Genomic DNA, 12997 nt, shown 5'->3' with positions numbered 1-12997 from the left:
CCTTCGACAAGCTCAGGCCGAACGGATATGGGGGGCGCACATGCCCAACCAACTCCTCCCCCTCGTCACCGCCGAGCTCTCATCCCCGGCCGATCCGCGCGCGGCCGCCATGGCCGGCGCGCTCGCCGCGCAATATTGCGCCACCGCCCGCGCCGTCCTCTTCTACGGCTCCTGCCTGCGGGAGGCCGATCTCGACGGGCTGATGCTCGATTTCTACCTGATCGTGTCGGACTATCCGACCGCTTACGGCAAAAGCTGGCTCGCGACCGCCAACCGGCTGATCCCGCCCAATGTTTTCCCATTCGAACATAATGGTCTGATCGCCAAATATGCGGTCCTGTCCGAAGCCGACTTTGCACGGCTCAACAGCCCTGCGGCGGACAATGTCTCGGTCTGGGCGCGCTTTGCCCAGCCATCGCGCCTGCTCTGGGCGTCGGACGATCTTGCCCGCCAGCGTACGATCGCCGCGGTGGCGCAGGCCGCGCCAACCCTGCTGTCGCTCGCCAAGCCGATGCACGAAGGGCAGGGCCCAAAGCCGGGAGATACCATCGACCTCTGGAAGACCGGCTTCACCCTGACCTACAACGCCGAATTGCGCGCCGAAAAGAAGGGGCGTTCCCTCTCCATCGTCGATGCCGATCCCGACCGCTATCGCCGCTTCGGCGAGGCTGCGCTGGCCGATGGCCTGCCGCCGCCCCCCGTCGATGCGCCCACCCGGTGGCGCCAACTTCAGCGGCGCGGCAAGCGGTTGTCGGTCACGCGTCTGGCCAAGGCCAGCTTCACTTATGCTGGGGGGATCGATTATCTGGCGTGGAAGATCAATCGCCATGCCGGCACGAAGATAGAGATCAAGCCCTGGCAACGGCGCTGGCCGCTGCTGGGCGCGGTCACTCTGCTGCCGCGGCTGTTCCGGGGTGGCGCGATACGCTGAGCGTCTCGCCAAGCGCCTGTCCCAACGCCATCAGCGTATAGGGTTTGCGCAACACTGCATGCGCTTCAAAATCGGCGCTGTCATTGCCGTCGCCGGCATAGCCGGTTACGAACAGCACCGGCAGGTGGCGGAAACGGGCGGGCAGGGCCTTCACCATTTCCGGCCCGGTCATGTCGGGCATCAAAACGTCGCTGATGATCAGGCCGATGTCGCCATGGCTGGCCAGCAGCTTGGCCGCCTTGGCTGGATGGTCGCAGGCGATCGGCAGATGGCCCAGTTCCGCCAGCGCCGCCATCGTCTGGTTGAGTACCCGCGCATCATCTTCGACCACCAGGATGCGGGTGGGCGGTTGCTCCACCGGCGCGCGACCGAAATGCGCCTCCGCGTCCAAAGCTTCCTCAGCACCGGCCGATCGCGGCAGGTACAGATGCACGCCGGTACCGACGCCGGGCGTCGATTCGATGCGAATCTCACCGCTGCACTGCCGCACGAAGCCGAAAATCTGGCTGAGGCCCAGCCCCGTGCCCTTACCCACCGGCTTAGTGGTGAAGAAGGGTTCGAACACGCGCGCCACTATCTCAGGCGTCATGCCGCATCCGTCATCGGTCACGCTGACGGTCACATAATCGCCCGCCGCGCACTCTCCAACCTCACCGTCCGACAACAAGGTCTGCCCGGTCGCGAGCGTCAGTCGTCCGCGCCCTTCCATGGCGTCGCGCGCATTGACGCACAGGTTCAGGATCGCATTTTCCATCTGATGCTGATCGACGAAGATGCGCCAGCCACTCGCCCCTTCCGCAAAATGGACAATGATCTGGTCGCCGATCGTCCGGTCGATCAGGTCGGCCATGCCGCGCAGCAACCCATCGGGATCGACCGCACTCGGCAACAGCGGTTCCGACCGGGCAAAGGCCAGCAGCCGCCGGGTGAGGGCGGACGCGCGATTGGCGCCCTCCATCGCATTGTCCAGATGCCGGTGCGCCTCCTCCGGCTTCAACGCCATCTTGCGCTTGGCCAGTTCCAGCCCGCCGACAACCACCGCCAGCATATTGTTGAAATCATGCGCGATGCCGCCGGTCAACTGGCCCACTGCATCCATCTTCTGCATCTGGCGCAGATGGTCTTCAGCCGCCGCCCGATCCGCCGATTCCTGCTTCAACTGCTGATAGGCGTCCGACAGTTCGGCCGTGCGCGCCGCCACCGCTGCCTCCAGCCGATCGGCGCGCTCCGTTTCCACCTCCGCCAACCGCCGCGCCGTGCGCCGCTCGCGAAGCGCCGTATTGGCAAACCAGATACCGAACAGGATGCAAACCAGCATCGCCAGCCCGACCAGCCGCGACGTCTTGCCCACCCATTCGTTGCGATTCCCGGCCAGCGTCACCGCCAGGCTGCGTTCACGCAGCCGGTCATTCTCCGCTTTGATGACCAGGTCGAGCAGGGCGGTGATCCGCCGCAGATCCTGGCTCTTGCCGGCCTGATGGAATCGCGCCAGCGCTCCCATTTTCTGGTCGTATGTGGTGCGCAGGCCGATTTCGTTCAGCGTCTTGCCGCGCGCGATGAAGGCATAGCGCAGCGCCGCGACATTGCCCTTCTGCCAGCCCGAAGCGCGCGTCGCATAGCTCAGTGCCTTCAACTGGCTCGCGGCGCCACGCCACTGGTCCTGGAACAGGCGGCCGGTATCGGGGTCCAGGCTGATGACATAGCGGGCCAGCGTCACTTCCGCCCGCGCCACGCGTGCCTCGAACCCGCGAGCCAAAGCGATGACCTCGAAACTGCTCTGCTGCTCCGCCAGCGCCTGTGCATGGTCGCGCGACGCATTGCTGGCGCTGTAGATCAGCGCGCCCAGCGACCCGATCAGCAACAGGCCGAGCAGCAGCGGTAGCGCGCGCCGGACAAGCGCGCGGCCCCAGTCAAATTGGTCGCCAGGAAAGTCGGTATCGGCCATTGGACCGTTACACTAGCCGAACAAGGTTAATGGTGAAACATCAACGGTGAAAAGTTCCATGGATGCACGGCATTCCATCGCATCCATGGCTCCATCGGCCGCTAAGACTTGCCCTGATCCGGTCAGCCGATCGCGCCGGTCGCCTTGCCCGCGGCCTCGAACATGCCGATGATTTGCGTCACCTGATCGTCGCTATGCTCCGCGCACAGCGAACAGCGCAGCAGGAAGGTGCCGGCCGGAGTTGCGGGTGGGCGCGCCATATTGACGTACAGGCCCAGTTCCAGCAGCGTCTGCCACATGGCGACGGCCTGCATCTGGTCGGTCAGGATCACGGCGATGATCGCTGACTGCGGCGTCGCGCTGCCCAGCTTGAAGCCCAGGTCGGACAGCCCCTTGTGCAGGCGCTGGCTGTTCTTCCACAGATGGGCGCGCTTTTCGCCCGCATGCATCAGCTTGCGGATGCTGGTCGCGGCGGTGGCGACGACGCTGGGCGGCAGCGAGGCGGTGAAGACGTAAGGGCGGCAGACGAGGCGCAGAATCTCGAACTTGGCATGGTTCGATACGCAGAAGCCGCCCACGGTGCCGACCGACTTGGAGAAGGTGCCGACCACGAAGTCGATCTCGCCCTCGACGCCCTGTTCTTCATAGGCGCCCCGGCCGTTCGGGCCGAAAAAGCCCATGCCATGAGCTTCGTCGCACAGGATCATGCAGTTGGGATGCTTGCGGATCGCGGCGACCATTTCGGGCAGGGGCGCGACGTCGCCCAGCATCGAATAGACGCCTTCCAGCACCACCAGCTTCAGCGCATCTGCGGGCAGGCGGCCCAGACGCTTGTCCAGATCCTCGACGCTGTTGTGGCGGAACCGCACGATTTCCGCATTGCCCATGGCGCAGCCGTCATAGATGGACGCATGGCTGTCCGCGTCCAGCACGACATAGTCGCCTTTGCCCGCCAGCGTGGAGATGATGCCCAGGTTCGCCTGATAACCGGTCGAAAAGACCATCGCACCGCTAGTGCCGTAAAATTCCTTGAGCGCGTCTTCGACTTCCTTGTGGCCCTGATAGGTGCCGTTGAGGACGCGGCTGCCGGTCGTGCCCGCGCCGAACTCGTCCAGCGCCTTCTTGCCCGCTTCGACCACATCGGGATCGAACGTCATGCCCATATAATTATAGGTGCCGAGCAGGATGGTTTCCTTGCCCTTGATGATCGCGCGGGTAGGCGAGAGCACCTGATCCATCACGATCGCATAAGGATCGCGCACGCCGGTCGCCAGCAGCGCCTCGCGCTCGTTGATCAGCGGATCGAACTTGGAAAACAGGTCGCGCGTTTCGGTCGCGGTGGCGTCGGTCATGGCAAGAATCCCTATGCCGTTCGCCCTGAGTAGGGACTGAGCGAAGTCGAAGGCCCGTATCGAAGGGTCTTCCCGCTCCCGTCCTTCGATATGCCGCTGCGCGGCTACTCAGGACGAACGGAGTTTTAAAATCAGGCGGTCTTCAGCTTCGCGACCGCGTCCACCAGCTGGCCGACCGTCTCGATTTCGGCCTGCATGTTCATGGTGATGATGATGTCGAACTCATCCTCGATGGCCGCGACGAAATCCATCACCGTCAGGCTGTCCCATTCCAGGTCGCCGGCAAAGCTGGTGGCTTCGGTCAGCGCGACGCCCTTCTTGTTGAAAGGCTCGATCTGCGCGGCGACGCTGTCGAAAATGGCGGTGCGATCGGTCATTATCGGTAAAATCTTTCCGTCAAAGCGCGGCATTTGCCGCCTCATCCTGTCCTTTGGCAAGGGAATAAGGCGTCAATCGGGCAGCATCGCGCCCGAATATGAATGTCGTAAAAGCCGCTATCAGCGGAAATTGTCGGCGTAGGCCTGCAATTTCAGCGTCTTGGGCGGCGTCGCGATGACGGTATAGGCAACGCCCTTCTTTTCCGCATAGGCGACCGCACTTTCCTGCGACGGAAAGCTCAGCTTCAGCTGCTGCTGCGTGTCGCCCGACCCGGCCCAGCCGGTCAGCGGATCGGCCTTCTTCGCTTCGGCCGGCGCATATTCCAGCACCCATTTATGGGTCAGCGCCTTGCCGGACTGGAGGGCGTTCTTCTGGATCTGGTAAATGCGCGCGCTCATCGCGAAAGACTCCGTAAATTCGTCATTGTGCGTTGCACCAGTGGCCGCCGCGAAGTCAAGACTTGCGGGCACCATGTCCTCTGGCATCGGCATTTTTGGTCCGCAATGTGGCGCTCGCGCCGGCCGGATCGTCGGGCCAGGGGTGGCGCGGATAGCGCCCCCGCATTTCCTTCGCCACATCGCGCCAGTTGCCCGCCCAGAAACCGGGCAGATCGCGCGTCGTCTGGATCGGCCGCCCGGCCGGTGACGTCAGCGACAGAACCAGGGGAATGCGCTCGCTCCCCACGGTCGGATGCGTGGCCAATCCGAACAGCGCCTGCACCCGCAATTCCACGCGCGGTCCACCCTCGGCCGCATAGTCGATCGAATGGTTGCTCCCGGCGGGCGATCGGAAATCGGGCGGGGCCAGCCGATCCAGCTGGCTCTTGCCGTCCCAGCCGATCAGCCCTTCCAGCACCCCCGACAGCTGTGACCGGTCGATATCGGACAGCTTGCGCTTGCCCGTCAGCAGCGATGGCAACCATTCGTCCAGCGTCTTGATCAACGCCACATCGGACAGCGCCTCCAGCCCCGCAAATGCCCCCCGCATCCGCAGCGACTGCGCCGCCTCCGACCATGGCAGCAGGTCCAGCCCGCCTTGGCGCACACCATCCGTCAGCGCCGCAACCACGGCATCGGGATCAGGCCGGTCATCCGACCCGGATGACAGCCGCACCGCGCCCAGCCGCCGTTCCCGTAACGCCTCAATCCCGCCATTGGCGGCACGAAACTTCACCGTGCGATGCTCTGCAATCCGCGCGCCGAACAAAGCGATCACGTCCGCCTCGTCGATCGACGCGGCGGACAAGATGCGTGCGCCCGCCGCGCTACCCTGCACCTCACCCACGGCAAGCCACGGCTCCCGCGCGAGCGGCGACAGTGGATCAAGCCGAAACCCGCGCCCGCCCACACTGGTCCAGTCCGCGCCATCCGCCGACCGCCGCTTCGCGACGCGATCGGGAAAGGCCAAGGCGAGGCACAGGCCTACGCTATTTTCTCCCCTCCCTATTAGGGAGGGGTTGGGGGTGGGTGGCGAGCGTAGCGAGCTTCCTTCGGAGGCACTCACCCCCAACCCCTCTCTAAGAGGGAGAGGCTTAATTAAAGTCGCCCACCTTTTCGCGAGCCCCCTTGCCGCATCCGCCCGCTTGCCGCTTTCCCGCCGCCAGCGCTGCCGTCGCAATGTCAGGTCGGTGTCCTGCCCGCCAATCCCGCGCTCGCCCAGCAGAACGGCGACCTCCGCCGCAACCTCGGCCAGGCCCATCTCGCCCGCGCGTACCAGCATATGCGCGATCCTGGGTGACAGAGGCAGCTTGGCCAGCGCCTTCCCATGCGCCGTGATCCGCCCGTCACCGTCCAGCGCTTCCAGCACCGTCAGCCTTTTGCGCGCTTCCTCGACCGCAGCGGCCGGCGGCGCATCCAGCCAGCGCAGCGCGCCGGGATCGCTCACCCCCCACAATGCGCAATCCAGCAACAGGCTGGACAGGTCGCTCTCCAATATCTCTGGCGGGTCGAAGGGCGGCATGCCCGCACTCGCCGCCGCTTCCCACAGCCGATAGGCGACACCCGGCCGCTGCCGCGCCGCACGCCCGGCGCGCTGGGTCGCCGACGCCTGACTGGCCCGCTCCGTCACCAGCCGCGTCACGCCCGCCGCCCGGTCATAACGCGGCCGCCGCGCCAAGCCGCTATCGACCACGATCCGCACGCCATCGATGGTCAGGCTGGTTTCCGCGATCGACGTCGCCAATATCACCTTGCGCGCGCCGGACCGCGAAGGCCGGATCGCTGCCCGCTGCGCCCCCGGATCAAGCGATCCGTGCAGCATATGCACCTCGACCGCGCTGCCTTCGATCCGCTCCGCCGTCCGCTCAATCTCGCGCACACCCGGCAGGAAGGCGAGCAGGTCGCCCTCCGCTTCCTCGCTCAGCGCCCGGCGGATCGCCGCCGCCATCTCATCCTCGATCTTCTTCTCCGACGCACGGCCGATATGGCGCAACTCCAGCGGCTGGATGCGCCCCTCGCTTTCGATCACCGGCGCGCCATTGAGCAACGATGCAAAGCGCGCGCCGTCGAGCGTCGCCGACATCGGCACGATCCGCAAATCCGGCCGCAACGCTTCCTGCGCATCCAGCGCCAGCGCCAGCCCGAAATCGCTGTCCAGGCTGCGCTCATGCACTTCGTCGAACAGCACCGCCGACACGCCCGTCAGTTCCGGGTCGTCCTGTATCCGCCGCACGAAAATACCCTCGGTCAGCACCAGCAGCCGCGTCCGCGCCGAAACCTTGCTGTCCATGCGCGTCGCATAGCCGACCGTGCCGCCCGGCTGCTCGCCCATCATCTCGGCGATCCGCTCCGCTGCCGCCCGCGCCGCCAGCCTGCGCGGCGACAGCAGCAAAACCTGCCCGTCGCACCATGGCTCGTCCAGCAGGGCAGGGGCCACTGCCGTCGTCTTACCCGCGCCCGGCGGCGCCACCAGCACGGCATTGCTCCCCGTCCGCAACGCGGCAAGCAGATCGGGCAGCACGGCGTGAATGGGAAGGTCGCTCATCGCGCCTCCTCTCGCGCCAATCGGCCGCCAGCGCAAGGCGCGGTAAAAATCGCCGGACAGGCGGGAAAGAGTTGCCAATCCGCACGTTGGGCGCACAGAAGCTGATGCAGATCATGGCGTGCGAGGAAAACAGGGGAATGGCCAGCCAGATGGAGGATGCGGACCGCTATCGCACCCTGTTCGAGACGATGGATGAGGGTTTCTGCATCATCGAATTTTTCGATGGCCCCCACGGCCCCTTGAGCGACTATATCCATATCGAGGCGAACGCCGCTTATGAACGCCATGCCGGCATCCCCAATGTCGTGGGACAAAAGCTGCGCGAAATGGTGCCGGACGAAGCCGATGGCTGGGTCGAACTCTATGGTGGCGTCCTGCACAGTGGCAAGCCCATCCGCTTTCAGCGCGAACTGGAGGCGACCGGCCACCATCTGGAGGTTTCCTCCTTCCGCGTCGGTCCCTTCGAACAGCGCCAGGTCGCGGTGCTGTTCAACGACATCACCGACAGGATCAAGGCGGAGCGGGCGCAGCGGACCCTCAACGAAACGCTCGAAGCCCGCATCGCCCAGGCGCTGGAGGAGCGCGAACAGGCCGAAAGCGCCCTGCGACAGGCGCAGAAGATGGAGGCGGTGGGGCAGTTGACTGGTGGCCTAGCCCATGATTTCAACAATCTGTTGGCTGGTATTTCTGGCGCGTTTGAAATGATCGCAGTGCGGCTGGCGCAGGGGCGCACGGCTGACGTCGACAAATATCTGACCGCCGGGCAGGGCGCCACCCGCCGCGCCGCGGCGCTGACCCACCGTCTGCTCGCTTTTTCCCGACGCCAGACGCTGACGCCCAAACCAACGGTCATTAACCGGCTGCTGGGCGACTTTTCAGAACTTGTGCACCGCACCGTCGGCCCGCAGATCGAGGTGCAGACGATCGCGGCGGGCGGCCTCTGGCCCGCTCTGGTCGATGCCAACCAGCTGGAAAATGCGCTGCTCAACCTCTGCATCAATGCACGCGATGCCATGCCGGATGGTGGCAAGATCACGATCGAGACGGGCAATCGCTGGCTCGATGATCGCACCGCGCGCGAGCATGGGCTCACGCCGGGCCAATATGTCACCGTCTGCACCAGCGACACCGGCACCGGCATCGACAAGGCGATCATCGACCGCGTCTTCGACCCCTTCTTCACCACCAAGCCGATCGGGCAGGGCACGGGCCTTGGCCTGTCCATGGTCTACGGCTTCGCGCGCCAGAGCAACGGCCATGTCCGCATCTATTCCGAACCGGGGCAGGGCACGATGGTCTGCATCTACCTGCCCCGCCATCGCGGCGAGGAAGATGTCGATACGGCCGAAATCAGCGAACCCCCGGTCGAAGGGGGCGCGAACGAAACCATCCTGGTGATCGACGACGAACCGTCGGTGCGGATGCTGATCGTCGATGCGCTTCGCGATCTGGGCTATCATTGCCTGGAGGCGGCAGATGGGCCGTCAGGCCTGCGCCTGCTGGAGTCGCGGTCGCGGATCGACCTGCTCATCACCGATGTCGGCCTGCCCGGCGGGCTCAACGGGCGTCAGGTCGCCGATGCCGCCCGCGCGCTGCGCCCCGATCTCAAGATCCTGTTCGTGACCGGCTATGCGGAAAATGCGGTGCTGAACCACGGCCATATCGAACATGGCATGGAAGTGCTGACCAAGCCCTTCGCCGTGGACGAACTGCATCGGCGCGTGGCGACGCTGGTGCAGGCGGAATGATCTATCCGAACAGATAGATGTGGATCGGGTTTTTCGGGTCCAGCAGCATCTTGGCGGTCAGCGCCAGCGACATGATGATCAGCAGCGGCTTGATCAGGCGCGACCCAAAGCGCATCGCCAGATGCGACCCGATCTGCCCGCCGACGATGCTGCCCACCGCCATGGCCAGGCCCGCAATCCAGATCACATGCCCGCCTGCCACCATGGTCAGCAGTCCCGCGACATTGCTCGCGAAATTGGCGGCCTTCGTCTGCGCCGTTGCCCGAAGGATCGACAAGCCACCCAGCGCCAGCAATATGGTGGTGTAGAAAGCGCCTGCACCCGGTCCGAAAAAGCCGTCGTAAAAGCCCACGACCCCGACCAGCCCGGTCAGTCCCGCTATGCCCACCCGCGCATGGCGATCCGCATCGCCCAGCTTGGGCGAAAAGGTGAAATAGGCCGCCATCGCGATCAGCAAGGCCGGCATCAGCCCCGCCAGGATCGACGGATCGACCCGCTGGAGCAGCCATGCGCCCCCCACCGACCCGATAAAGGCCGCGATGATCGGCCATTTATATGTCTTCAAATCCATATGCCCGCGCCGGGCATAGGCGACGCAAGCACCGAATGTGCCGAAACAGCTTTGCAGCTTGTTGGTGGCGACCGCCTGCACCGGCGGAATACCCACCGCCATCAAGGCGGGCAGGGTGATGAGTCCCCCACCGCCGGCCATCGCATCGACGCACCCGGCCATGGTCGCCGCGGCGACAAGGAAAGCGATGGTTTCGGGGGAGAGGATCATGGGCGGCCTTCAGGAAATGGGGCTATCTGCTCCCACTCCCGTTCGTGCTGAGTAGGGGCTGAGCGAAGTCGAAGCCCCGTATCGAAGCATCGGCCTATGGCTCAGTCCTTCGACACGCCACTTCGACAGGCTCAGTGGCTACTCAGGACGAACGGTTCGGTTAGGGGAGCCCGAACGGTCGGAGAAACGAACGAAACCGCCCCTTCCCTCAATAGGCCCGCGCTATAGCGAATTCGACCGCTTCGGTAAGGGCCGCCTTGGCCTGACCGGCATCGAACCGGCCCAGCGCGTCGATCGCGCGCTGGCCATAATGGCGCGCGCGCGCCATCGTGTCGGCGATCGCGCCGGTCTGGCGCAGCAGACCGGTGGCATGGGCCAGATCCTCGTCGCCGATCTTGTGGCCGGCGATCGCCGCCTTCCAGAAGGCCTTGTCCTCGTTCGACCCGCGCGCATAGGCCAGGATCACCGGCAACGTCACCTTGCCGTCGCGGAAGTCGTCGCCCGCATCCTTGCCCATCGTCGCGCCGTCCGATTCATAGTCGATCGCGTCGTCGATCAGCTGGAATGCGATGCCCAGATTGCGGCCATAGACGTCCAGCGCCTGCTCCTCGCTCTCGCTGCGGTCGGCGACGACGGCGGAAATGCGACAGGCGGCGGCGAACAAAGCGGCGGTCTTCGCGCCGATAATGTCCAGATATTGGTCTTCGCTGGTGTCGATCTTGCGCTGGGCGGTCAACTGGTTGACCTCGCCCTCGGCGATCACCGCCGACGCATTGGCCAGGATCTTGAGAACCTTGAGCGACTCCGCCTCGACCATCAGCTCGAACGATCGGGAGAAGAGGAAATCGCCCACCAGCACGCTGGCGCTGTTGCCCCAGATGATATTGGCGGTCTTGCGACCCCGACGCAGCCCCGATCCATCGACGACATCGTCGTGTAGCAGCGTGGCGGTGTGGATGAACTCGACGGCCGCGGCCAGTTTGTAATGGCGCGCACCGGCATAGCCGACCAGGTCGGCGCAGGCCAATGTCAGCATCGGCCGCAGCCGCTTGCCGCCGCCCGCGATCAGATGGCCGGCCAGTTCCGGGATCAGCGGAATGCGCGACTGCATCCGGTCCAGGATCACGGCATTGACCTGGTTCATGCCGTCGGCGACCAGCGACATGATGGGGGCGAGCGAAGGCGCGGCGTTCGCGCGGCCGATCGGGTGGACGTTACCGGGGGCAGGTGCTGTCATGACGCGCCCATGTGGCGGCGCAAAATGTGAAAGGCAAGCGGGAATAGCTTGCACAAGGCGCCGGATGCGGCAAAAAGCGCGCCATCTGGAACCGGAGGCCCAAGTGGACGAGACATTGCAGCGCTATCGCGAGAGTATCGACAATATCGACGCGGCGCTGGTGTTCATGCTGGCCGAGCGTTTCAAGATCACCCAGGCCGTCGGCGAGCATAAGGCGACTCACGATCTGCCCCCCGCCGATCCGGGCCGGGAAGATCGCCAGATCACCCGCCTGCGCCAGTTGGCGCTCGACGCGAAGCTCGATCCCGACTTCACCGAAAAATTCCTGCGCTTCATCATTGACGAAGTCATCCGTCACCACGAGCAACTGCGCGAGGGCTGAGCCTCATTGTGCATTGCCTTACCGGCGTTGCACGAGTTCACCGATAAACGCGACGTCATCCTGAACTTGTTTAGCTGCGCTGGCCTTCGGCTCAGGATCCATCGTGCCTCCATGCGCCATTCGCCGGCGGGGAGGAATGGATGCTGATCCACGTTCAGCATGACGATATGCGGGGCGTAGCGCCGAGTGTCGATTGGTCCTGCGGTTATCCGGCTGGATAATTTTCATGCCCCACATTGGGCCAATGAAAGTTGGTATAGGTCAGCATGGTCGAAAAACTCTCCGACCGCACCTGATGCCACCAGCCGATGGGGATGAACAGCAGGTCGCCCGGCGCCAGCCGCACCTCATAGCGCAGCACGTCCCGCGCCTGCGGATGCAGCTTCAACCGTGCCTCGTCGGTGACATCGCGCACATCACTGAACACATGCGACCGATGGGCCAGCCGCCGCGCCTGTGACGGCGGGATCAATATCACCCGCTTGCTGCCCGTCACCTGCGCCAGCAGGTTATTGGTCAGGTCGAAATGCAGCGGCGTGAATGTCCCTTCGCCACCGATCCACAGCATCCCCGGCGCGCGCGTCAGATAGGCGTCGATCGGTCCCAGATCGGCCTCCAGCGGCCGCAGCGCCGGTCCGTTGGCGGCGCTGTTCGACGCGGTCAGATAAGCATCGTTGCCGCCCTTGCGCGCCAGGGCGATGAACTGACGGAACGGCGCCCGCTTGCGATGCTTCTCCTTCTTCAGTTCATAATCCTGCGCGTTTGCCCGACCGCCCTGATATTCGATCATGGCATCGCCGACCGTCTCCGCCAGATAATCGGGCGTCCAGCGCGCCAGCGCCGGCCAGTCCGCAATCGCACCCTTGATCAGCACCGGCCGTCCCGGCGCGTAGAAACTATGCAGAAAATCCTCGCCGGACAGATTTTCGGCGGTCAGCAAGCCGGCCGCATAGGGCGACAAGGCCCGCTGCCGCTCCTGCACCTCCATCAGCCAGTCCTGCCGCTTGAGCGCCAGCGTATCTTCGGGCGCCTTGGCCGGGACGGACGGCGCCGACCTTGAGGCGGCAGCGCCGAAGTCAATCTGCCGCAGGGCCATCTGCATCCGCATGTCGTCGGCCTGGGCGGGGAGGGAGGGCAGGGTCTTGCTCATGCCGCTCCTTACCGTCCGATGATGACGGCGATGTTGCAACGGATGACGTTTGTGTGACGGTGGACAAACAGCAAGATCCGTTCGTCCTGAGCCTGTCGAAGGACGCGCGCG

11 protein-coding genes are annotated in these 12997 nt (G+C 64.8%); 3 read left to right on the top strand and 8 right to left on the bottom strand.

Annotated elements, in window-relative coordinates; translation table 11 throughout:
- Nucleotides 1–40: 40 nt before the first annotated feature.
- Complete coding sequence (locus tag RQH62_RS09235; protein WP_311268469.1) at nt 41–931, top strand: hypothetical protein; 891 nt, start codon at nt 41–43, stop codon at nt 929–931.
- On the opposite strand, the gene RQH62_RS09230 is transcribed toward RQH62_RS09235, so the two are convergent.
- The 5 genes from RQH62_RS09230 to hrpB form a co-directional block, all read right to left on the bottom strand.
- A complete protein-coding gene (locus RQH62_RS09230) occupies nt 888–2876 on the bottom strand; it encodes an ATP-binding protein (protein ID WP_311268468.1) in 1989 nt (662 codons plus the stop codon). The genes RQH62_RS09235 and RQH62_RS09230 overlap by 44 nt on opposite strands.
- Nucleotides 2877–2998: 122 nt before the next feature.
- Nucleotides 2999–4228 (bottom strand): serine palmitoyltransferase, encoded by a 1230-nt coding sequence (gene spt, locus RQH62_RS09225; protein ID WP_311268467.1) that lies wholly within the window; start codon nt 4226–4228, stop codon nt 2999–3001.
- A gap of 131 nt (nt 4229–4359) precedes the next feature.
- Complete coding sequence (locus RQH62_RS09220; RefSeq protein WP_311268466.1) at nt 4360–4605, bottom strand: acyl carrier protein; 246 nt, start codon at nt 4603–4605, stop codon at nt 4360–4362.
- A gap of 120 nt (nt 4606–4725) precedes the next feature.
- Nucleotides 4726–5004 (bottom strand): ETC complex I subunit, encoded by a 279-nt coding sequence (locus tag RQH62_RS09215; protein WP_311268465.1) that lies wholly within the window; start codon nt 5002–5004, stop codon nt 4726–4728.
- Between the two features lie 55 nt (nt 5005–5059).
- Nucleotides 5060–7588: an ATP-dependent helicase HrpB gene (gene hrpB, locus RQH62_RS09210; protein ID WP_311268464.1), complete on the bottom strand. Its 2529-nt coding sequence runs from the start codon at nt 7586–7588 to the stop codon at nt 5060–5062.
- Nucleotides 7589–7725: 137 nt separating this feature from the next.
- Here hrpB and RQH62_RS09205 point away from each other — a divergent pair, with 137 nt between their 5' ends.
- Nucleotides 7726–9336, top strand: coding sequence for an ATP-binding protein (locus tag RQH62_RS09205; protein ID WP_311268463.1), 1611 nt, complete (start codon nt 7726–7728; stop codon nt 9334–9336).
- A gap of 1 nt (nt 9337) precedes the next feature.
- On the opposite strand, the gene RQH62_RS09200 is transcribed toward RQH62_RS09205, so the two are convergent.
- Together RQH62_RS09200 and RQH62_RS09195 are read right to left on the bottom strand one after the other, a co-directional pair.
- Nucleotides 9338–10117 (bottom strand): TSUP family transporter, encoded by a 780-nt coding sequence (locus RQH62_RS09200; RefSeq protein ID WP_311268462.1) that lies wholly within the window; start codon nt 10115–10117, stop codon nt 9338–9340.
- Between the two features lie 208 nt (nt 10118–10325).
- Nucleotides 10326–11354, bottom strand: coding sequence for a polyprenyl synthetase family protein (locus RQH62_RS09195; protein WP_311268461.1), 1029 nt, complete (start codon nt 11352–11354; stop codon nt 10326–10328).
- A gap of 103 nt (nt 11355–11457) precedes the next feature.
- Here RQH62_RS09195 and RQH62_RS09190 point away from each other — a divergent pair, with 103 nt between their 5' ends.
- Complete coding sequence (locus tag RQH62_RS09190) at nt 11458–11736, top strand: chorismate mutase (protein WP_311268593.1); 279 nt, start codon at nt 11458–11460, stop codon at nt 11734–11736.
- Nucleotides 11737–11941: 205 nt separating this feature from the next.
- Here the strand turns inward: RQH62_RS09190 and RQH62_RS09185 are convergent, their stop codons facing one another.
- Entirely contained in the window at nt 11942–12886 is a 945-nt protein-coding gene (locus RQH62_RS09185) for a cupin-like domain-containing protein (RefSeq protein ID WP_311268460.1), read from the bottom strand.
- Between the last annotated feature and the right edge of the window lie 111 nt (nt 12887–12997).

It is taken from the genome of Sphingobium sp. WCS2017Hpa-17, from assembly GCF_031843765.1.
GTDB lineage: Bacteria > Pseudomonadota > Alphaproteobacteria > Sphingomonadales > Sphingomonadaceae > Sphingobium.
This window is presented reverse-complemented; position numbering and strand designations above follow the sequence as displayed.